The 22,667-nt window shown below is 43.8% G+C and carries 13 protein-coding genes, 1 tRNA gene and 1 pseudogene; 4 read left to right on the top strand and 11 right to left on the bottom strand.

Annotation, left to right across the window (positions count from 1 at the left end; translation table 11 throughout):
* Positions 1-279: 279 nt before the first annotated feature.
* The 8 genes from D0T51_RS08750 to D0T51_RS08715 form a co-directional block, all read right to left on the bottom strand.
* Positions 280-996, bottom strand: coding sequence for a hypothetical protein (locus D0T51_RS08750; protein WP_163728072.1), 717 nt, complete (start codon positions 994-996; stop codon positions 280-282).
* A gap of 13 nt (positions 997-1,009) precedes the next feature.
* Entirely contained in the window at positions 1,010-5,719 is a 4,710-nt protein-coding gene (locus D0T51_RS08745) for an efflux RND transporter permease subunit (RefSeq protein WP_163728069.1), read from the bottom strand.
* A 59-nt stretch (positions 5,720-5,778) separates the two neighbouring features.
* A complete protein-coding gene (locus tag D0T51_RS08740; protein ID WP_163728066.1) occupies positions 5,779-8,907 on the bottom strand; it encodes an efflux RND transporter permease subunit in 3,129 nt (1,042 codons plus the stop codon).
* A 30-nt stretch (positions 8,908-8,937) separates the two neighbouring features.
* Positions 8,938-9,999 carry an efflux RND transporter periplasmic adaptor subunit gene (locus tag D0T51_RS08735; protein ID WP_163728063.1) on the bottom strand — a complete coding sequence of 354 codons (1,062 nt, stop codon included), beginning with the start codon at positions 9,997-9,999 and terminating at the stop codon, positions 8,938-8,940.
* 7 nt (positions 10,000-10,006) lie between these two features.
* Positions 10,007-11,503 carry a TolC family protein gene (locus D0T51_RS08730; RefSeq protein WP_163728060.1) on the bottom strand — a complete coding sequence of 499 codons (1,497 nt, stop codon included), beginning with the start codon at positions 11,501-11,503 and terminating at the stop codon, positions 10,007-10,009.
* A gap of 18 nt (positions 11,504-11,521) precedes the next feature.
* Positions 11,522-14,833 (bottom strand): xanthan lyase, encoded by a 3,312-nt coding sequence (locus D0T51_RS08725; protein WP_163728057.1) that lies wholly within the window; start codon positions 14,831-14,833, stop codon positions 11,522-11,524.
* 16 nt (positions 14,834-14,849) lie between these two features.
* The gene (locus D0T51_RS08720) at positions 14,850-15,740 is read right to left on the bottom strand and encodes an ABC transporter ATP-binding protein (protein WP_163728053.1); all 891 of its coding nucleotides are present in this window, start codon (positions 15,738-15,740) and stop codon (positions 14,850-14,852) included.
* Positions 15,741-16,003: 263 nt separating this feature from the next.
* Positions 16,004-17,206 carry a glycoside hydrolase family 88 protein gene (locus D0T51_RS08715; protein ID WP_163728050.1) on the bottom strand — a complete coding sequence of 401 codons (1,203 nt, stop codon included), beginning with the start codon at positions 17,204-17,206 and terminating at the stop codon, positions 16,004-16,006.
* 447 nt (positions 17,207-17,653) lie between these two features.
* On the opposite strand from D0T51_RS08715, the gene D0T51_RS08710 reads away from it, so the two are divergent.
* Entirely contained in the window at positions 17,654-18,235 is a 582-nt protein-coding gene (locus tag D0T51_RS08710; RefSeq protein ID WP_163728047.1) for an HU family DNA-binding protein, read from the top strand.
* A gap of 27 nt (positions 18,236-18,262) precedes the next feature.
* Here D0T51_RS08710 and D0T51_RS08705 read toward each other — a convergent pair whose 3' ends face one another.
* A complete protein-coding gene (locus D0T51_RS08705) occupies positions 18,263-18,955 on the bottom strand; it encodes an LrgB family protein (protein WP_373457014.1) in 693 nt (230 codons plus the stop codon).
* On the bottom strand, positions 18,952-19,332 hold the full coding sequence (locus D0T51_RS08700) for a CidA/LrgA family protein (protein WP_163728042.1): 381 nt from the start codon (positions 19,330-19,332) through the stop codon (positions 18,952-18,954). The genes D0T51_RS08705 and D0T51_RS08700 overlap by 4 nt, the downstream gene beginning before the upstream one ends.
* A 144-nt stretch (positions 19,333-19,476) precedes the next feature.
* Here D0T51_RS08700 and D0T51_RS08695 point away from each other — a divergent pair, with 144 nt between their 5' ends.
* A complete protein-coding gene (locus tag D0T51_RS08695) occupies positions 19,477-21,366 on the top strand; it encodes a TonB-dependent siderophore receptor (protein WP_163728039.1) in 1,890 nt (629 codons plus the stop codon).
* Positions 21,367-21,445: 79 nt separating this feature from the next.
* On the opposite strand, the gene trxA is transcribed toward D0T51_RS08695, so the two are convergent.
* Complete coding sequence (gene trxA / locus D0T51_RS08690; protein WP_163728036.1) at positions 21,446-21,919, bottom strand: thioredoxin; 474 nt, start codon at positions 21,917-21,919, stop codon at positions 21,446-21,448.
* Positions 21,920-22,139: 220 nt separating this feature from the next.
* Between trxA and D0T51_RS08685 the strand changes: the two genes are divergently transcribed.
* Positions 22,140-22,224 (top strand) — tRNA-Ser (locus D0T51_RS08685).
* Positions 22,225-22,510: 286 nt separating this feature from the next.
* Positions 22,511-22,667: pseudogene (locus D0T51_RS12415) on the top strand (hypothetical protein); the annotation flags it as partial.

The following is a 22,667-nucleotide window of genomic DNA, read 5'->3' as shown; positions in this document are numbered from 1 at the left end:
CATTGTTTTTATAAAGGCAGGGGACAAAAAAAGAGGCCTGCCGCAAGTGCGACAGACCTCTTTATTCTTTGTATATTCTCTTTTAGTTTATACACAGGAGTCTTCGTTCCTTACGACTTTTGAGTTGTAAGAAGCGCCACCACCAAAATGTATTTACTAAAATTGTATGCATTTCTTTTTTGATATTTCGACAGCAAATATAGAGATTGTCTGACAAGAAACAAATAAAACAGTCTTTTTTTTGATATTTTTTTATGGATGGACGGAAAAGAGACTGTCTTATCCGATGAATTTCTCTCTCTTTTGTAGGTTTAATAAACCGATCATCATCCAGAGAATACTGCCAATAAACAGGAAGATTCTACTTTTCAGGATAGTATTTTCCCATATGACCGGCAGGAAATTGCGCGGCACACTAAAGGGGTTGAGCAGGATATTCCAGAAAGAGCGTTCAATCAAATCGGTATTACTCAGGAAAAGCAATAAGATGCTTAGGATGATCATAACGACTGCCGTGCCGTTACCGCTTCGTGTAAGGGTGGAGAACATAAAAGCCAGGTTGCCGTAAAAGAATACCGGAAACATCAACTGTATGGACATCTCGAAGGGATTGACAGGGTAAATGAGGATCACCGCCAGGTAGGAAAAGGCGATCAGGATAAAGAATACCGCGACATAGATCATGACCAGCCGTACTGCCCAGACTTTGTATTTGTAATCCGGTATGCCGAATAATAATTCCAGGATGCGGGCGTCCTCGTCGTTTTGAATACCGAAGACTGCCGGGTAGAAGATAAGCAATACACAGGGGAATAATAGAAGTTCATAGATAAAACCCTCATTGATCTCACTTCTGTTCCAGGCTGCTTCGAACATAAAGAGACAGAAGAAAGCCAGGGCAGCGAGTAGGAACCATATGAATTTGCCGGCAAAGATGATTTTGAGGTTGTACCTTGCCAGTTTGGGTAATAATTTCAGGAACTGTTTGAATGTCATAGTTTTACTTTTTCTACATATTTTTTAATAGACAGAGATAGGCATCTTCTAGGTTGGGTTCTGCCGGTACGGCATCCGGAGAGGGTTTCTCGGAGGATAGGTAGCGCACCTGAATGTTTTCTCCGTCCTGTATATGATGAATGACTTTGGATTTATCCAATGTCTCTTCAAAGGCTGTTTGGTGGATCTGGAAATGCCATACCTTACCAGCAGCCATATGGACCATTTGGCTCGGATCGCCAAAGTATTTCAAGTCCCCTTTGTTGATCACAACCACTTGATTGCAGGAGCTGGATATGTCTTCAATGATATGGGTGGAGAAGATCACAATACGTTCTTTACTCAGTTCGACCAATAGGTTGCGGAAACGGATGCGTTCGCGCGGGTCTAGTCCGGCAGTTGGCTCGTCGACGATCAGAATGCGAGGCAGATGCAAGAGGATAAGGGCAATACCGATTCGTTGCTTCATACCGCCCGAGAAAGATCCGATCGTATCGTCTTTGCGTTCGTACATATGCACGGCCTTTAATACGTATTCCAACCGCTCTTTTCGGGTATCTTCGTCGGTAACACCTTTTAAGATAGCTTGGTAGTCAAGAAATTCCCAGGAGGACATATTCTCATAGGTGCCGAATTCCTGGGGGAGGAAACCAATGAGGCTTTGCAGTTCCTCCCGGTATATACGGGTATCCATGCCGTTTATCCAGATGCTTCCGTAACTTTGTTCCAGGATGCCGCAGACAATCCGCATGAGTGTTGATTTACCGGCTCCGTTAGGTCCTAAAAGACCGAACATACCTGTGCGTATCTCAAAAGAAACCCCGCGTAAGGCTTTAAAGGGTTTGCGTTGTTTACCGATCAGCGGAATACTTTTCACCAGGCGGAACCAAAAACGTCTGGTACCGGCAAAACGTCCTTTTATGCGTTCGATATTGATGTTGTTATCGTATAGGTAATGCGAAGAGATATAAATGGAGATAATAATACCCCATAGGATGGCGATAACAACAGTGAGGTTTATATTGTCCATTTTGTGGAACATACCGAACAGTATCAGTAGGGGAATACTCCAGAAGATAAAACGGTTGATATATTTTACGCCTTTGTTTTTTTCGAACCGGAAGAAAAGGTATTGACGTACTTTGCGCCACAGGTACAACGAGGAGACGTAAATAGCGATCGAGAATAGGAATACCCATATCTTACTGTTTAGATAGAAATAGGTGAAATAAATGCCAAATCCGAGTAAGGCAAACTGCCAGAAGATATTCGCTAGATCTTTCAGACTATGGTATTCATTACTCAAGCCCAAGCGTCGACGGATATATAGTCCGCTGTTCCATTCGCGACTGATACGTCCCGGCCAATCATAGATTTTCACCAGGTTGCGCACAGTAATCTTTATTTCATCCTTCGGGTCGATCACTTTGGCCTTGGCACGCCGCAAACTATTCTGTGCAAAATAGGTCAAGCCCGGAATCAGAATGATCAGGGCAACCAGGTAAATGGATTGCCATAACAGTCCTTCGGCATAGAAATAGATACAAAGTACTCCGGTGATAAACAGGATAAGATGGGTGAACCATAGTTTACGCGAGAGGGATTTGTACCATTGCAGCGTATTTTCCAATCCCATACAAGCTGTGGGCACAAGTATCAATGTCAACAGGGCAGAGAATGTCAACCCACCAATTACGGTAATAGCAAAAGGGGCACCAATGGCTCCGGCATATTCGGAATCTCCCATAGCCAGAGGGAACATGGCGATAATGGTGGTGATGGATGTAATCAGAATCGGGCGGATACGGGAGAGACCGGCCATCATCAAAGAGCGGTTTCTCCGGTAGCCTTCTTTTCGCAGGATATGGGCATAGTCGATCAGTATGATACTGTTATTCACGACTACCCCCAACAGAATCAGGAAACCAGTCAGTGAATTGGCATTCATCAGGCTGTTATTGGTCAGAAGCAGTGCCAACAAGGAACCGATCGCCGCCAATGGAATGGCAAACAAGAGTACGAACGGAGTAAGTAAGGATTCAAAGATGGATGCCAATATCATAAATATCAGGATGAAAGCGGCCAGTATGAGGAACTTAAAGTCTGCAAACTCATCTTCTTCGTGGAATACTTCTACGGCAACTCCTGCGGGAAGGTTGTAATCGGCAATCAGATTGTCTATATCTGCCCTGTATCCCTCCAATAAGGACTTGGATGATTCTACATCGCGGGAGAAGCTGTAAAAGACTTCAATCTGTTTGTCCTGGTTGACACGCTGGATCTGTGATCTTCCCCGGCCGTAGTCGATGGCTGCTATGTCTTCCAACTCATGCAGCCCGCCTTTGCCACTGGCTATTTGTATCTGGCGAAGGTCATCTATTGTTTTCTCCCTTTTAGTCGTTTCTTCTTCTTCCGTTTCTTCATTGGGTATATTGTTGCGGATGATGATATCGTAGGTGTCTTCTCCCACCTTAAAGGAACTGCCAGAGGAGAAGTCTGGGTTCAGCGCCATCAGTCCGGAGGAAATATTCGCTCTTGTGATATCATAAGAGGTGAGCAGGATAGGGTCAAAGTGCAATAATATCTCCGGCTGCCGCCTGTTGGTCGATATCCGTGAGTTACGTATAAACTCCTGTTCGTTGATATAATAACGGATATCTTCGGCAACCAACTGCATCACATCGAAATCGGAACCTTTTATCACGATACGTTCCCGGTTATCCCCGATGCCCAGTAAACGCATGAAGTTAGACATTCCGCCCATGACAGAACCGGCACCCCCACCGCCGCTGCCTCCGGAAGCCTCCGTAATAGAGATCTCTGCCCCGTTAATATGGGACAAAAGACGTTGCACATCTGCTTTGATGTCTGTTATTTTTCTTTTGCCAATCTTCTCAAAGTCCTCTTTCAATACCAGGGTCAGAACGGCTTCTTTTTCTTGTATGCGACAGATAAGCTCTTTCTTCTCCGGAAATTCGGCCAGTCGGTCTTCCATTACTTGCACGGCTTTGTCGGTGGTCTCCAGTGTATTTCCCGTTTGCATGGTGACATATATATTGAAGCGGTCTGAATCGACGTCTTTCATCTGCTGCATATTCAGGGTGAGGGAGAGGATGAGTGTCACAAACAGAAGTACAACAGCCCCCAATACCGTTATTCCGGGATTACGCATACACATTTTCAGGAATACGAGATAGACCTGTACCGGTCGTTGGGTGATGGATACTTTTTCATAGAATACACTGTTTCCTGTTTTCTTTTTCAGAATCATATAGGTCGCCATGGGAATGAAAAGAAGGGCGACGAACAGAGAAATCGTCAGTGTCGATATAATAGATACTCCGACATGGTGCCCGATCAGTTTGATCAGAAAATTATCTGAAAAGACAAAAGGCAGGAATACCGTGACAGTGGTGAGGGTGGCAGCCACGATGGAGCGCCATACCTCTCGGGTACCTTGAGTGACTGATCGTTCGGGGGAACAGCCGGCACCGGAAAGACGGTATATATTCTCTAACACGACGACACTATTGTCCAACAACATACCGACAGCCAGTGCCATACCTACCAATGTCAGGCTATTGATCGTGATACCAAAGGCATAGAAAAAGTTGAAAGCCGTATAAATGGAGATCGGAATGGAGAGGGCTATAAAAAGCACTAGTCGGATATTTTTTAGGAAGATCCATAGTATAAGTATAGCCAATAAGCCGCCCACCAGGGCCAGCTCGATGATCTGGTTGATATTGTTTTCCATGATCTCGGCCGTATTTTGCTGTACGACGATCTCTATGTCGAATGCCGCCATTTTTGCATTCAGCTTCTCGATCACCTCCGTTGTCCGGTGGGATAGTTGGATGAGATTGGTTTGTGAGTCATTGGTCAGGGCAACAGATACGGCATCTTTACCGTTTACCCGGCTATAAGAGGTTTCTTCTTTCAGGTCGAAAAAGATCGTTGCAATATCTTTCAACAGGATAGGGCCGGGAGCAACTACGATATTTTCCAGATCGGACACCTGGGTGTACATCGCGTTTACATGTACAAAATACTTACTGTCGGGTTCGTTCACAAAACCGATGAATTCTTTTTCTTGTGTGTTCTGGGATAAGATACTGCTGATTTGTGCCGGGGGCAGGTTCAATGCCTGACAGGCATCCGGGTTAAGTTGTATTTCAATAGCCTTTTCCCGTCCTCCGTAAATGTTTACGGCTGCTACTCCGTCGATATTCTCCAGGTCGGGACGGATCTCTTTATCTACCAGGTTCCGTACCCGGTCGGTACCTCCCGATCCCCGTACCTGTAAAACCATAAAGTTGTTGGCCATCTGCTTCATATCCACTTTATGGACCTGTACATTGAATCCTGTAGGGAAAGAGGCGGCTACTTCATTTACTTTTTCCTGCAGGCGCAGAGAGGTGATCTTGAAGTTGATGTTTTTTTTGAAATCTATCTGTATATAGGACTGACGGCTGTCTACGGTCGATTGTAGTTTATCTATCCCTCCAATAGAGGTGATGGCACCTTCCAACGGAATAATAACCTCCGATTCCACATAGGAAGGATCCATATCCTGTTGGGAAGATACCTGTACAAACAACATCGGGAGTTCAGCATTAGGCAATAACTCTACCGGTAGCTGTTTGTAAGACACATAACCCAATAGGGAGAGTGCTATAAACAGCATACAGATCGTTATTCTTCTATGTAGTAAAAAGTTCATAATATATGTGTCGGCCCCCTCCAACCTCTCCCCAAAGGAGAGGTTAAAAGGAGATAGTTTTATTCATTAAGTTTTGTAGCCTTCTTTTGTCTATTTCTTTGCGAGAGCTTGGAGGAGGCTTGCTCCAGGATATAATACACACAAGGGATAACCAGTAGACTCATCAGGGTGGATGTCACCAAACCACCGACTACGGCAATCGCCATGGGAGAACGCAACGAACTGCCTTCTCCGAAACTGAATGTCATCGGAAGCAAAGCCAAAATCGTTGTCAGACTGGTCATTATTATCGGGCGGATACGTTGCTGTCCGGCTTCTACGATAGCTTCTGATAATTCGATTCCGTTGTCTTTCAGTTGGTTGATCCTATCTACTAATATAATGGAGTTGTTTACGGCAATACCTACCAGCATCACCATACCGATAACTCCCATCATATTGATAGTCATACCGGTGATAAAGAACAATAAAACAGCTCCTACGACAGCCAGTGGAATAGTCAATAAGATCGTAAACGGATGAAGTAAGGATTCAAACTGAGAAGCCAATACCATATAAACCAGTATTACGGAAAGCAATAAGGCAAACAGCAGATTATTCATGGATTCTTGTCTCTTTTCCTCTTCGCCTGTTACCGTTACAGAGTAATTCAAGGGGAGATCGATTTCTTTCAGGGCGCTTCGTACCTCCTGAGCCATCTTATCCAGGGACTTACCGGCATCCATTTGAGCCATCACCTTGCTGATGCGGTTTTGATTTCTGCGGAATATCTCTTTGGGAGCCTGGGTTTGTTGAATGGTGGCGATCTCCTGTAAGCGAAACTCTTTCTCTCCGTTTTTGATGATCAAGCTACCCAAAGCATGAAGACTAATGTCGGGTACTTTGATTACGATATTGCGCATCTCTCCCCTGTATTCCATTTGTCCGGCTTCCCGGCCACTCAATTGTTGCTTTAATTGCTCGATGACAGTTGCCACACTCAGGTTGTTGATACCTGCAACGGTACGATTAATAGAGAGAGTGATCTCCGGTGCTCCGTCTTCTATGGAAGATGTTACATTGTAGAGTCCCTTTATATCCAATAGCCTATTTTTTACATCTTCGGTTATATCGGTTATTTCGTCCAGCTCTTCGCCTTTTACCTCCACTAAAATAGGGGCACCTTCACTTCCCAATACGGAGCTCAACGAATTTTCTTCCTGCTGAATGGATAGTTCCAACCCATCCGGGTTTTCTGCGGTTTGTATAAACTGGGCAATGACCGTTTCCGGTGCATGTTTACATGCGGGAGAAAGGATGACTTTCATCATGGCTGTATTCTCTCCTTCGAAAATGGCATTCTCCGATCCGCTGCCTTCACCGATATGGCTGTATACAGTTATTTGAGGATCCTCCGTGAGGGAATATAAGAGCTCCTCGAGGTTGCCGACAGCCGCCGATGTACGTTCGAGCTGTGTGCCCTCTGGCATTTTTACCCAAACGGTAAAAGATTTGCTTTCTGCCCGTGGCATAAATTCTGTGCCGATAAAGGGAGTCAGTAATCCGGCCACAACAAGGAGAAGAATAGCCATGCCGATAACCACCCAGCGGTGGCGTATCAACCGGCGAAGCATATTACTATATCCGGTCATCTGAATCGATTTCACCTCGCTCAGATTCTTTTTCGCTTTGCCTGCTATCCGGTGATATAACATCGGAATAACCAAAATAGCGACAAACAGAGAGGAAACCAGTGAAAAGGTCACTGTCCAGGCCTGGTCTTTGAATAACTCCCCGGTTGCTCCGTGCAGGTATACGATCGGAAGGAATACCACGATGGTGGTCAGGGTCGAGGCTATAACAGCACCTCCTACTTCCGATGTTCCTTTGATAGCTGCTTCCCGGATATTTAATCCTTTCTCCTGATTCCGGAAGATACTTTCGATCACGACAATGGCATTGTCTACTAACATCCCGGCACCAAGTGCCAGTCCTCCCAATGTCATGATGTTGAGTGTAAGCCCATTAAAGAACATCAGATTGAAAGTGGCTATGATCGAGATAGGAATGGCTAAACTCACGATCAACGTCGTACCCAACCGGCGCAGGAAAACAAATAAGACGATAACGGCCAGGATAATGCCGAAAATCGCACTCTCTTTTACTTCATCGATTGCTTTTTTGATAAATGTACCCTGGTTACTTACTACCTGAAACTTATACCCGGGCAGGGCTTGCCCGATCACGGCCAATTGTTTATTGACCTGATCGACGACCTTTACCGTATTATACCGCATTTCTTTATAAACCGATAGACCCAGGCTTCGTTCTCCATTGATACGCACAATATTCTCCGGTCTCTCATTTTCAAATTTGACGGTGGCCACTTCGCGAAGAAAAAGGGGCGCATTGTCTACTGTATTATTTGTTGAAAGAGAGGTGTTTTCCTGTTGTTCCGTAGTCGGTTTGTATCCCACGATCAGGTTTTCGAAATCAGCTTCCGAGGCAAACATACTAGCACTTTTTACCAGGTATTGCAGCCCCAGTTCACTAACCCTTCCTCCGGATATATTCTGGTTGTTGGTTTCTATTTTAGAGGCAATATCTTCGATCTTCAATTGAAACGCATTCAGACGATAAGGGTCGGTCTCAATGGTAAGTGTGGATATCTCTTGTCCGGATAATTCCACTTCCGCTACCCCTTCCAACCGGATCAGTTCATTGCGCACGTAACTTTCTGCCACTTTGCGCAGTTCAGCCATATCTGTGATCTGCTGATGAGACATACCGATCAGGATTACCGGTGACATATTCGGGTCGTGCTGTGTGATTTTAAGTTCCGTGATATCTTTGTTTTGAGCAAAAGGATTCATGGCCTTTTGTAAATCAAGAAAGGCCTCGTCCATATCCTTTGTCCAGGTATACTCCACCGTAATACGTGCTGAGCCAGCCTTGATCACGGATGATACCTGGGTTACATCGCTCTGGCGTATAGCCATTGCTTCTATATTCTTGACGAATTGTTTTTCGATCTCTTCGGGCGGGCGTTCACCGGCTTTGATTTCGATAAAGAGCCGGGGATTATTCAGATCGGGTAACAGGTCGACACTCAATTGGTCGTAAGAGATCTTACCGAGCAACAACAGTGCCAGTACAATCATACAGATTGTGACCGGATTGTTAACCGCAAATTTGACAATATTTCTCATATCCGATTTGTTTGTTCTAAGCGGTTGGTTTTATCGCTGTACTTTCACTTTACTGTTTTCGCGTAATGTCTCGAATCCGCGGATAACCAGGTTGTCGTTCTCTTTCAACCCTTCCAATACCTCTACATTATTCTCATCTTCCAGGCCGGTTTGGATATCTCGCAGGATGGCCGTATTCTTTTCTACGATATAGACATATTTACGGCGACGGTTTGACTGGATCACGTTTTTAGGAATGATAATGGAGCTATCTGCTTTATCTACAATGATATCTGCTTTTACAAACATACCCGGACGAATCTTCAATTCATTATTCTGAATAAGTATCTTCCCCTTAAACGTCCGCGTCTCGGTACTGATGGCGGGAGATAGTTCGCTGATTGTTCCGGTGAGTGTATCTTCCGGTAAAGTATAATGGGTGATATATACCGATTGGTTTTCTTTTACATAACTGATGGCACTTTCCGGCAGGTTTATGTCCATATACATTTTAGCATACTCCATCAGTCCGACCATGACTTTGCCTTGTTCTACCTTTACATCGGTGGTGTAGTGGGGGAGATTTACTATTACACCATCGAAAGGAGCCCGGATTTCCATTTTATCCAGGTTTAGTTTGGCGTTCTCTACATCGTAACGGGCATTGGTCACTTTTACTTCCGTATTACGCATTTCACTTAAGGTGACCCCTCCTTTTTCGTACAATGCTTTTTGTTTGTTTTGTTCCTGCTCGGCAATCTCCAGGCTCAGTTCTTTGGCATCTATGGCGATTCCGTTTTCATATTCTTTGTCGTTGAGGCGGATAATCAACTGGTTTTTAGAAACCTTATCCCCCAGTTTGAATGCTTTACCTGTTCGGGGATTTTGTTGCAGGCTATAGTTTCCGCTCATCTGAGCTGTCAACTCTACTCCATAGGTGGGTTGAGCCGTGCCGGTAGTGTTTATCAACTTACTGATAGACCCTTTTTTGAGCTCGGTGACGGATACAGGAGTGGAGATGTCGTTCTGTCCTCCCTGGGGTTGGTCGTTGCAACCCGTAAAAACGAATGCGGACAGAAATAAGGATGCGAAAAGAGAGTTAGCGTATTTCATGGTTTACTTAATTTTTATCTGTATAATCTTTTAATGGCACAATGGCTGTCTTTTTTTCGAAGTCGTATAAAGAGAGTATCTTCAGGTTCAATAGACGGATTTTGTAATCGATCAGCGATTGGGTATAAGCCGTCTTTTTTCCGGACAACTGTGTTTGGAACTGATTCATTTCCATACCGGTAATATCCCCTTCACGGTATCTCGTCAGGTTGAGATCATAAGTTAATTGAGCATTCGTGACATTCTGTTCGGCTATTTTGATCTGTGTACGTAGCTTTTCCAGTTCACGCCATTCCTGACGTATGTTTAGTTCAATTGCAATCTTGTCTTCCTGATAATTTAAGCGGTTGATACTCTGTGCTACTTTCTGTGCTTTTATGCGTGCCTTTTTCTCTCCCCAGTCAAATAGAGGAACACTGAAAGTGACAGCCACACGAGGGTTTTGTGTGGGATTGTCATAGATCTTACCAAATTCTTTATTATCCCCCATCAACCCAAAAGAAAGGGATACATTCCCCTTAAACTCATTCAATGCCTTTGTTTCGACCATCGCAAAGGCAAGATCTTCACTCTCTATTTCACGCTGGCGTAATTCCAAGCGCGAGTCGAGTCCGTGACGAATAGCCTGTTCCATATTGATGTCAATCGGTTTGATGTCGATTTCGGTCATGACGGTTATCTCTTCAATCAATGGAAGTCCCAATGTTTGTTTCAATAGATCTTTGGCATTTTCCAAAGATGCCAAGCCATCTTCTACTGTAGAACGAGCTGTAGCTAAGTTCAGTTCCGCCTGGAAGAGTTCATCTTTTGCCGCTAGATCCGCTTCGACCTTATTCTTTATAATGTCATAGCTCTGCTGTGCGTTAGCCAATTCTTCTTTGTTGATAGCTAAGTTGCTTTGCGACATATACACCCGGTAGAATTGTTCAGTGATCAATCTCTCCGTATTTAACCGTTGCAGGGCATAACTGATATTTGCATTTTCATAATCATGTTCGATGCGTTTCAGCGCCATCTTACGGGTGTTGTATGTGAAGATGGGTTGAGATATTTGCAGGTATAAGTCGTTGCTAAATGCTTTATTCTTATTCTGTGTATTCTCCAGCTCCGACTTATTGTCTTGCCAGCCAAATGTATTTATCAATGAAACCACCCCGTCTGTCCATAGAAGCGGTTGATCTACCCGGAAAGTACCACTTGTGCTTAAAGCCTCGTTCGTATACCATTGCGACAAACGATTATCGAACCTTCTGTTTTTATTGTAGCTTAAAGGAGCCAGATCGAGTGAGAACTTTGATTTGAGTGATGCCTTTTGGGCAATAAGCATCTGTTGATACCGGTCCAACTCCATCAGCGACTTCCGGATATCCGGACTGTTCTCCTGCGCAATGTCTAAAGCGTCGTCTATCGTGAGCAATAATTGGCCATGACCTGTCGTTATCGAACCAGCCCAGATTACTGCTGCCAGGAATAGTTTTTTGAGTGGTAAAAAATCTCTTCGCATATGATTCTGATTTATTTATTATCTTTTTACAACTTTCACCGCGTCGGCGGATACACTGCGTAATTTACATGCATCGGTAAGGGTGACGCTGATCGTATCCGACACATAATAAACTCCGATTTGTTCCCATCCGTCATTCGCCCTGCGCAGATTCAGATAGGCATCTTCCGTTTCTTCATTATATCGAATCCTGAAATGATACTCCGCATCCGAACGATTGTTTTGTCGCATCTCATTTCCTTTGTATACGTAATAATACAACTCGTAGCTTCCTTCTGTGGGAACCGGTATTTTCCAGGTAGCCGTCTGTTTGCCGCTACCGCTTTTTATCACATAGGCCGAGCGGACGTATTTCCCGTAATAACCGGCATTGGTCGTTGCCGTCCATTGCAAAGGAGGACGCCACCAGTGAATACCTGCATATTTGAAAGAAGTGTCTTCCGTCTTTTCCAGCCATTGAGGCAATAAGCCCATGATGGCAGTCTCAGACAAGAAGAATAAAGAGTCTTCATTGTCTACGATGATTTCACCCCAAAGCCCCTCCTGTAGCTTCGGGATAACATAATCGCCTTCTTTTTCGGTGATACTTCTCCGGTCTTGTTTATTGTTTCCGATAGGTAATACCATCCGGTTAGGCAGATTTTTAGAGGTCATCGTATTGATTGTTACTTCCCGGGGAGCATTCTCCCAGAGAGAGACAAATTCTTTACTCTGATGTGCTCCCAATGCGATCTTCCGGTTCGTGCGTGGGTCGATCGTTTGCATATCCTGGCGGTTACCTTCCTGGATATGCAGATGAATGATGCCATCATAATCGGAATCGTTCGCTACCTGTATCTTCATAACAAAGGTCTCTTGTCCCCGATGGCTGACCTTGGTCACTTCCGGTTGGCTGATGATATAATAGGGCAGAGGCGTCGGTTTTTCCCATTCCGGCAGGGTCGACCGGATATCGGTCTGACTGATCTGTCCCAATGTATCCAACAGATTCTCCAATTGTATATTGCGGAAAGTATTTCGCTCCAGTAAGGAGTAAACAGAATCCCTGAACCGGTTCACGCCTAATTGTATCTCTGCCGGAGCGAATAAAGCATTGGCTTTGATACCGACAATATTATTTAAAAGGTCTCTTTGTGAAACATCAGCCAGTAACTCTTTAAAGGTTTGTTTTTCCAACAGGAGGTTTGCCTTTTCATTGTTACTGATCCCGTTCACTTCCCTTTGCCAATTGTTGTCGTCCTCTTTGTTTTGCAGATAGAGCTCGACTATCCGGTTGGAAATAGGCCATTCGGGGGAGTAGATATTGTAACGGAAATTATAGAGCAAAGGAAACAGGAAATAGGGATTGGCCTGTGTCGTAAGATTGTATTCGCCTCTGTTGGCGGAGGTGTAATTGTAATTGCCTTCGATACGTTCAAAGAGTCGTATCATCCCGTTAAAAGTAAGGATTGCTGCCTCTTCGTCATTGATCTCCTGTCCCCTCCATTTGGCCCATTTCTTTTGATTCTTGATTTGTCTTTTCACGTCGAACTGATCGTATCTCCAGGCTTTTTCGGTGAACAATACCATCTCCGGTTGTATCACTTCCTGTGCTTGTGACCAGGCATGGGGATAAGAATAGAATTGAGCCGGCACTTCAACGACAGAAAAACGGTTGAAAGGATATGTCAACTTATATGTCCGTTCCAGGTTTTCTTTCAGATGCGTCACCAGTGTCGGTATGGTATCCCGGATCGAGTCGAAGGAAGAGGTATAAAAGTCATTCCCTTCGATATGCCATACACTATACGCTATATTGTCTTTTTCGATACGTTGCTGTTTGTATTTCCCGGCAATAAGGGTAATCGCCTGGGCTGGGTATTCGGGATGGAATATATAGGAGCCATCTTCGTTCTTTACGGCTTCTCCCTGGGAGAGAGGTTGTAAGCCGGGCAGGGGGGTGACCTGCAAGTGGAAACGACTGAAATAACTCTGTTGCCAGTCCGGACTCTCATTGCTGTAAGCTGTACCCGGCCGTGGATACCAATAGGTTTCCGGTGTCAGTAACATATACTCCGGTGTCAGGAAGCTATATGCCTTATCCGCATTGAAAAGTGCACTTCTGTATTCTTTTTGTATGATTTCGGCGGGTATATCCAGGTAACAAAAGGCGTTGTTTATATGCCCTGTATACCGTACGCTCAGTGAAGCCGTGTCTCCTTTTATGAGTTGTCTTCCGAAAGCCACCCGAAAGATTTGCTGGTCTCGTTCAAAAGACAATGTTTTATCTCCGCTTTTGATTTCTTCTATGTCTAATCCAGGGTTCAGGCAAAAGGTGAAAACGGAAGCTGTCTCCAGGGCGATACCTTTCATCGTAGCAGTCGCATGGAGCGAAGCGGGTTGTTGTTCTATCGACAGGTCGTATTGATCGATAACCATTTTGGGCGTATGTACGTATGTATTATTGATTTGGGTATACATCGTCCGCATCTTCTCTTTCTCTACGATGGAGTGAATATGTCTGTAGCCTGCCAGTCCGCTGATTGTCAACATACATACAGCGAATATCAACCAGGGGTAATTATTTCTCGACGCATTGGGTAATCTGCGGAATAAAGAGATGGTGATGCCTATAAAGGCTATTCCGGCAAAGAAGTAAATGGCCCGGTGAGTGAGTATAGCCTCCAGGTTAGTGAAACCAATGATTGTCGATTTCAACATCGGAAGATAATAGGCCATATAATCGAACAGGTAATAATATTTGTCGCTTATATAAAAGAGTGTCAGTCCGATATACCCCAATAATAGAATGAATGTAAGTGCTTGGTTTTTTAGAATCAACATCAAAAAGATCGAAAGGCCTATGATGTATACCAAGGTGGGAATGCTGATCAAAAAGAAATAAATGAGATAGGCTGACCAGTCTACCGTTATGCCCGAAGCCATAAAGGTAAATAAGAGGGAGATAGCCATAATAATCAGGTTCAGGAGAAGGAATACCCGCAGGTTCCCCCATATCTTGCCTATCACGTACTCCGCATTGCTTAAGGGCCGGACGTAAAAAACCTCGGAGGTGTCCAATTTTTTATCCCGCTTGAGGAAGTCGGAGGCCAGGAAAATAGCAATGATAGCCTGTCCGGTGTTCAATAATAACAGGTTGATATAAGGAATATTGGAGGGAATAGCTTTTGCCGCCCAGAAGCCTCCGCCGTCTTCACTCATTAACATCATCCAGTTGAAGAATGTGAGTATGACAATCGCCAACAAGGAAAATACCTTAAAGAACCAGCTACGGATCAGTAATTTACTTTCGTATTTCGAGACGGATTGTATATTGTTTATAAAAGACATGGGATACAATTTATAATTAATAATTACCCCTTGCATTCAGGTTTTCCATATAATAGACATAGGCGTGCTCCAGGTTGGGGGGGTAGGCTTCTGCCTGATAGCCTGTAATCTCATCGGCTACGACCTGTACTTCCCATCCCGCTCCAGAAGGAATAGTCGATATCACCGGATAACGTTTGTCTACCTCATGTAATTCATCGCTGTTGACCTGTATGCGCCAGACTTTGCCTTCTGTCCGTTTTAGCATGTCTTCCGGCGAACCGTAAAAGGATACTTCTCCTTTGTTCATCAAAGCCATGCATTTACAGGTACTGGATATATCCCCGACAATATGGGTAGACAGTATGATTGTCACATCGTTTTTGCTCACTTCCGAGAGAAGGTTACGGAAACGGATACGCTCTTCCGGGTCCAAGCCTGTGGTGGGTTCGTCCACAATGATAACTTTGGGCTCGTGTATCAATGCCTGGGCAATACCCAAACGGCGTTTCATACCTCCCGAAAGTTTGTTGGCATAGCGTTCGCGTACATCAAACAAACCGACATTCTCCAGCATGGCATCTACTGCCTGTTTGCGCTGTTTGTGGCTGTTCATACCCGATAAACGTGCGGCATAATCCAGGAATTCATAGGTCTTATATTTGGCAAAGAAACGAAAATCCTGGGGCAGATAGCCTAAGATACGCCGGATCTCCTTGCGCTGTTTGTGTAGGTCGTATCCGAATATGTCTACTTTGCCGGAGGTGGGTTCCATCAAGGCTACCAGGATACGCATCAATGTAGATTTCCCGGCGCCATTGGGTCCCAATAAGCCGAACATGCCGGTCGGTATTTCCAGATCAACATCTTTTAGTGCGTGGTTTCCGTTAGGATATACTTTATTAAGCCCTTTTATCAATATACTCATCTATACATCTGTTCACAAAGTTAATAGGTCCTTAGAGAGCGTAAAGATATATTTTATTTGATTGTGGTTTTTATATCTTTACGATAAAACGCAGGTCTGCCTGAAATGTTGTGGCGAACTTCTACTAATAATACTACGTCGAGAAAGGAACCTGAAACATTTAAAACCGAAGAAGGGTGTGTCAAATGTTATTTGCTACACCCTTCCTTTATTTATATAGACGTTGTTTTTCCTTATAGGTTACACTTTGATAAAACTTTTTTTTATAAAGTGGATAAGTAACGTTTGTATCTGATCAATGCTTCCAAGAAATAATAATCTGCATATACCAACGGGCTGTCGATCTCCGATCTGTGTGGCAGACTGCCTGTGCAGTGCATGATGATGAAGTTGGCATTTTCACCCAATGGCGCACGGTATGCTGGAGAAGCCAGGCTTTTTAACATGCGGATGGCCAGATCGGTATATTGAGGATCCTGGGTGATTTCGCCCAGTTCAAAGAAGGCCGAACAGGTGATCGCTGCAGCTGAAGCGTCTTTTACTTTGGCTGGGTATTGTACGGCATATGAATTTCCCTGAGGGATATATCCTTCTTCTCCTACATTGAAATCCCACAACGGAACGAGGTCTTCCGGTAGATGATCGATGTAATATTGGGCAAAGTTCTTGGCTGCTTCCAGGTAAGCCGGGTCTTTGGTTTCCCGGTAACTCATGGTATATCCGTAAATAGCCCAGGCTTGTCCGCGTGACCAGGTGGAGTTGTCGCTATATCCCTGGCAGGTTTGCCGGTGGAGAGCTTCACCGGTTGTCTCGTCATAGTTGACAACATGGTAACTGCTGTAATCCTCGCGGAAATGATTTTTCAGGGTTGTATTGGCGTGGGTGACTGCCACATCGTAATATTTCGGGTCACCGGTTACCTTTGAAGCATAAAAAAGCAATTCGAGGTTCATCATATTATCAATGATCACCGGGTAGAACCATTCTGTTCCATCCCATGCTTTCCGGTAGTTCCATGATTCGATAACCTGGGTGGTGTCGCTGAAACGGGTACAGAGCGAGTTGGCACTTTGCACCAAAATATCTTTGTATTCCGGACGGGATGCCAATCGTTCGGCATTACCGTAGCTGCAATACATCATAAAGCCAATATCGTGATGGGCGCTGAAGTGTTGCACTTCTTCCATTTGCCAGGTCCATTTCTCTGCTTCCTGCTGCCAGACTGTGTCGCCGGTCAGTTCGTACAGATACCATAGAGTACCGGGGAAGAAGCCGGGAGTCCAGTCCCATTTGTTGGTTACGGATAGTTTGCCTTCTTTGTTTATTCGCCGGGGAAAGTTTTTACCGTTGGGCTCTCCGGTTGTTTCCAACATTTTTACTGTTTGAGCCGAAGCAAAGGTGGTGTTTTCTTCGATGAACTTTTTTTCTTCTTTTACTTCCGAATTACAGGCTGTCAATGAAGCCATACAAAGTAATGTTACGATAAATGCAGATTGTTTCCTTAGAAAGGTGCGTGATCCCGTTTTTTTCATTATTAAATTATGACGTTAATAAGTTAAAATCAAAGATGCAAAGATATAATGAAGTTGCAAAACTGCCTAAAAACCACTCAATAAAAAGAGTTAATAAAATGTGATAGAATTATATTTTATTTTTTTTCTCCGAAGTGGATTTCTATCCTTTGATTTTCAAAGCCTCTGGAAAATGTCGATAAATTAACCGGATTTTATAGGTGTTTTGTTGTTGAAATAGAACGATTTATCCTATATTTGTTCCGGGTGATTCTATTGCCGATGCGCATCGGCAACATTGACGAACGCCTTCAGCAATATTGCCGAACATGATCGGTAATATTGTCGAAGCGCATCGGCAATAGAATTCTCTTTATGATTTACCATTAAAAACGACGAACTATGAAAGTGAAATTTAGTCTTTATGAGATCCCTCTTCCCGGAGTACATGCAGAAACAAGCCGTCCACAGGCACGTGTGCAAAGCAAAGGCACTATTCGTTTGGAAGAGATTTGTAGTGAATTACGTGAGTTGGGTGTGAATTCCGCCCAGATCAAGGCCGTATTGGATGCAACCGCAAAGTATATGGGTAAAGCTTTAGTCAATGGCTATAATTTTGAATTGGAAGGTATTGGCTCTTTCTCTTTGTCTTTGCATAGTACGCTCGTCGAGACAGAGAAGGGAGAGAGCGTACAGGTGGAAGCGCATGGGGTGAATTTCAGATACAGCCCGTCTCTGAAAGAAAAAATAAATGAAGCTCAATTCGAATTAATCAAACAATCTCCGGTTCATGCCTCTTTGACAAAACGAAAAAGGCAGATGATTGGCTATATAGAAACCTATGGATATATTAATATTTCTAAATATGCCCTTCTGAATAATTGTTCCCGCTATCAGGCTACAAAAGATATTGAATATTTTGAAAAAGAAGGACTGATAACTTCTTCGGGGATGAAGACGCATAAGGTGTATGTACTTCTTTGAAAATGAACTTATTGATTCAGTGAGTTGTTACAAAATGAATCTCTCCACAAAAGGAATCAAGATCGCTGTCATCACTCCCATAATGCCGATGGCCAGTCCGCTGATGGCACCTTCGAGGGCTCCCATTTCAAGGGCACGCGTGGTGCCTAAGGCGTGGGAGGCGGATCCGATAGCCAGGCCTTTGGCGATCTTGCTTTGGATGCCGAGATAACGCAGGATCAGGGGGCCGACCAAACCACCGAAGATGCCGCAGATCACCACAAAAGCAACGGCTAACTCCGGGACGCCCCCGGTGTTCTGGGCTATACTGATGGCAATAGGGGTAGTTACTGATTTGGGAGCCAGGGACATTTGCAGGATTTTATCGGCACCCATGAGTTTGGCTGTTCCGATAACCGTTACAATGCCGACCAGGCTACCTGCAAAGACGGCAATCAACATCGACATGACATTGCCTTTGATGTATTCGATTTGCTCGTACAGGATATATCCCAATGCCACGACACTGGGACCGAGCATGAAATTCAGGATCTTGGTCTGCTGGTAAAAGGTATTATATTCGATATCCGCAATCTTTAGGAATGGGATAATAATCACTACCGAGATCAATAAGGGTTGGAGTAATGGGAATTTTAACCGTTTGTAAAGGTAAACCCCTAACAAAAAGGAGCCGAGCACCAGGCAAAGAAGGAACACTTCTCCGGAAAGTAAGGCGGTTATTTTTTCGAACTTTTCCATTTGTTTTTCGTTTTTGTTCGTTCTTTTCTTTTTTCAAAACTTTCTTGGATCACGGCTACAACAATGATCGTCAGTACCGTGCTGACAATAATTGCCAAAGAGATGGCCCAGATAGATTGAGAAATTAGTTCGGCATATGCCATCAATCCGACGGCGGGAGGTACAAAAAAGACTGCCATGTTTTTAGTAATGACAGTCGCCGCGTCTTTTACGCTCTCGGGGGCGATCAGTTTAAAGAATAAACTCAGGAAAAGGAGGATCATGCCGATCACACTGCCGGGGATAAACCCGTCGATACCGATGCTGCATACTTCCCCTAGGAAGTAAAACAGAAGAATAAAAAATAGACCTTTTATCATGACATCTATTAAAAACCGCACAAAGGTATAAAAAGGATGCATGCAATAGATGAAAATGAGTTGTACTTTTACGAATGTGTTACACTTATAAGCAATTGTATTACTTTTGCGGCATTCTTATATATAATCACAAATAAGTTTAAAATGAAGAGAGGGTTGTGTGTCGCCTGTATGGCTTTTCTGTGTCTTTCTTTTTCAATCTATGCAACAGAAAATGAGCCGGAGGTGGTTGACAGTTTGGTGAATTTGAAAGGTGTGGTTGTCTCTGCAAACAGAATCAAGGTAAATAGAAACAGTGTTCCATTATCAATTTCTGTAATTGAACGTAATGAAATAGAAGGCAGCAGTGAATCGGCTTTGTTGCCGGTATTGTCTCATAGGGTACCTGGATTATTTGTCACGCAAAAAGGGATTACTGGTTTCGGCGTTTCGGGTGGATCGGCAGGAACCGTTAATATTCGTGGGGTAGGGCAAGGTAATAAGGTGTTGATGCTTTTCGATGGACAACCGCAGTGGGCAGGAGTATTCGGACATGCTTTGCCGGATACTTATGTGGCATCGGATGTGGAACGGGTAGAGGTCATCCGAGGCCCGGGGTCTTTGCTTTATGGTTCGAATGCGATGGGAGGAGTGGTCAATATCATAACCCGGCAGCAGGATCGTGTGGGGCGACGTACCCAGGTGCGCATGATGTATGGCTCCTATAATACGCAGAAGTACATGATAAACAATGGGTATAACGTAGGAGGCTTTCGTAGCTTTGTTTCGGTCAACCATGATCGGACAGATGGGCACCGCCCTCATTCGGCTTTTCATATTACGAATGGTTTTGCAAACCTGGGATACCGTTTCAATGAAAAGTACAAAGTAAAAGGAGATATCAGTCTGGCAAAGTATAAAACTCAAAATCCGGGAACGGTGGAGAGTCCGATGCAGGAACATGTGATGCATATCTTGCGCGGAACAGCTTCTTTGGGGTTTGAAAATACGTTTGATAAATCCAGTGGGGCTGTACAGGCTTTTTACAACTGGGGAAATCATAAAATAAACGATGGCTATCCGATGGGAGGGCAACCGCGTTCTTATCTTTTTCGTTCCGATGACCATAATCGGGGTGTTCTTCTGTATCAATCCTTCCGTCCGTTTGAAGGCAATAGTTTTACGGCAGGGGTTGATTATAAAAATTGGGGAGGACATGCCTGGAACGATACGATCCAAGGGACTGCAGAGGAAATCGTAGATAAAACGGTGGATGAACTGGCTCTTTATCTTATCCTGCAACAGGAATTGTTCGGGAAGGTGAGCCTGCATGCCGGTATGCGTTATGAATACAATAGCGCTTATGGAAATCAATGGATACCTCAGGCGGGTATCACCTTTCGTCTGTTTGATGGCAATGCGATAAAAGCTTCTTTTTCGAAAGGCTTCAGAAGCCCTACCTTGCGTGAACTTTATATATCGTATTTGCCCTATTCCAAAGCAAATCCCGATTTGACACCGGAGAATATGGTGAATTATGAAGTTTCGGTGGGGCAATACTTCTTTGAAAACCGGTTTCATGGGGAAATAACCGGTTTTTATATGGATGGAAAAGATATGATTCAGCCAGTCAAGGGAGAATTGACAAATATAGGAAAGTTCTATCATAAAGGGGTAGAGGTGGAGGCTTCTTATCATCCGTTGAGAAACTTCGTTTTTACAGCGAATTACAGCTACTTGCATACCAATAAAGTGATAATAGCAGCACCCAAACATGCATTTTTTATCGAAGGTATTTGTTCTGTCGGGCGATTTACGGCAACCGTAAATCTGCAATCAATCTATGGGTTGTACCCGAATACCTCGGTTGAAACACCGGAAAAGGAAAATTATACTTTACTGAATGCCCGTTTGGCCTACAAATTAGGAGATGACAAACGTTTTGTGAACTTCTTTGTGAAAGGCGAAAACCTGACGGCTGCCCGGTATATGATCAACGATGGCTTTCCCATGCCTAAGGCAACGCTTATGGGAGGTATTGATTTTACCTTCTGATGTGAGGGGAAGGGTATAGACAAAAAAATAAGCTATCTCATGGGAGGTAGCTTATTTTTTTCGTGTCAGAAGGCAGATTTTATTTCTTCAATAACAAACTTTTTATTTGTTCGTTAAACTGTTCTTTGGAAAGAGCTCCCTGGGCCATTGTCGGTTGTCCTTCTTGAGGTACAAACAACAAAGACGGGATGCTTTGTATGCCGAATAAAGCGGCTAATTCTTTTTCGTTGTCTACGTTTACTTTATAGATGATGATATCGTTTTTAAAGTCGGCAGCTAACTCTTTCAGGATAGGAGCAATCTTTTTGCAGGGGGGGCACCAGTCGGCGTAAAAGTCAACAATGCAAGGTTTATTCCCTTCGTATATCCACTTTTCCTGATTTTTTTCGTAATTATATACTTTCGCAAGGAATTCTGATTTGTTCAGCGTGATCACTTCACCGGCAGCTGCTTTGTCCGTTTCCTTTTTATCCGTATCTGATTTGGCAGAGAGGGAACAACTCACAGACAGGAGTAACAGGGCGATCAGCAATAAGTCTTTACAGTTTTTCATATGTTTTCTATGCAATAATTAATAGAACTACAAAAGTAGTAATAAATAGATTAGCGCCTCACACATATTTTCTAAAAGAAAAATAATAAAGAAAAAAGAAAAAAATATCCCCCAACTATTAGGAAGTATCAAAAAAATCCCTACATTTGCACCGCGTTTGAGAGAAAACGCCCTAATCATAGAACAACTACTTCGTATCTATGATACTTTTTTAGACTAAGGAGAGATGGCAGAGTGGTCGATTGCGGCGGTCTTGAAAACCGTTGAACTGCGAGGTTCCGGGGGTTCGAATCCCTCTCTCTCCGCTGAGAAGCAAAGACTTCTAACAGACAAAAGGAGACAAGTCCTGTAAAATCAAGGTTTTACAGGACTTTTTCTTTTATAACCAAGTCGCCTGAAAGACCCGAAAAGGACAAAAATAGACACCGTCGGGTTACTAAAAGGTTACTCAAAATCAGGCCGAAAAAATAGTAACCAATTTCCGCATAAGTCCTTGAACTGTCGCATATTGTCCGCGATTCAATAGCTTGTAATTTTATTATTCACCCTACCTTTGTCTCGATGAGATTTAGGTGCAAAAATTAAAAAATTATGAGTAGTTCATTTAAGATTCTTTTCTACATCAAGAAAAATCAAGTAAACAAGAATGGAAAATGCACCATTATGGTACGCCTTTCCATTAACGGAACAAGGTGGAAAATCCTCTCCTCGTTGACCCCTGTTCGCCAATCAAAACTGATCCTCTCTG

This window comes from Parabacteroides sp. 52, from assembly GCF_010500925.1.
GTDB lineage: Bacteria > Bacteroidota > Bacteroidia > Bacteroidales > Tannerellaceae > QVMG01.
The sequence above is the reverse complement of the archived record's forward strand: the minus strand, read 5'-3'. Positions and strand labels throughout refer to the sequence as shown.